This is a genomic window from Thermotalea metallivorans (genome assembly GCF_001562415.1).
GTDB classification, from domain to species: domain Bacteria; phylum Bacillota; class Clostridia; order Peptostreptococcales; family Thermotaleaceae; genus Thermotalea; species Thermotalea metallivorans.
In genome coordinates this window covers 1-907 of record NZ_LOEE01000108.1, presented here as the reverse complement: position 1 = coordinate 907, position 907 = coordinate 1, and the positions used below count along the sequence as shown (strand labels likewise).

General features: G+C 37.0%; 1 protein-coding gene. It reads right to left on the bottom strand.

Features of this window, described 5'->3' with window-relative positions:
- On the bottom strand, positions 1-907 hold a 907-nt coding region (locus tag AN619_RS15435), incomplete at both ends, for an IS256 family transposase (RefSeq protein WP_068558145.1).

Genomic DNA, 907 nt, shown 5'->3' with positions numbered 1-907 from the left:
GCCTTTGTATTGATTACTTTCCTTAAAGAGCTGTGGTAGCTTTCTATAGCATTGGTTGTATAGATAATGTGACGAATCTCTCTAGGAAAATCATATAGGCATAAGACCTTATCCAGATTGTTCTCCCATATTCTCACAGCTAATGGGTATTTCTCTATCCAATGTTCACGCAACACTTCAAAGGCATCTTCAGCTTCTCTGCGTGTAGCAGCCCCATAAATAGCTTTTATATCGCTACAAAATGCTTTTCTATCTTTCGCAGAAACATATTTCGTTGCATTTCCAATCAGATGAACAATGCAGCGCTGAATTCTTGCTTTGGGATAAATAGCTTCAATAGCTTCTGCAAGGCCATTTAGGCCATCTATACAGGCAATACAAATATCTTGTACACCACGGCCCTTTAATTCATCCAAAACAGTAAGCCAAAAATGGGCACTCTCTGTTTCTGAAATCCAGATACCTAAAACATCTTTTCTTCCTGACAGATCAATACCTATAGCAGTATAAACAGCCTTTTTTGCTGTCCTGTGACCTTCTTTTACCGATACAAAGAGGGCATCAAAGTAGACAAAAGGATATATAGGCTCTAAGGGTCGATTTTGCCAATCTCGGATAAAGGGAAGAATTTTATCGGTAATATTGGAGATTGTTTCATGACTTGTATCAATGCCATAAATGTCTCTTAATGACTCAGAGATTTGTCGGGTGGATAGTCCTTTTGCATACATGCTTAAAATCTTATCTTCTATGCCATGGACATCTTTTTGCCCTTTTTTTACTACTTGAGGTTGAAAAGTAGATTCTCTGTCTCTAGGTACTTGAATTGTAGATTCTCCATACTTTGATACGATATTTTTTTCCTTAAAGCCATTTCTAGAGTTTTTGCCGGACTTATTTTTATAAT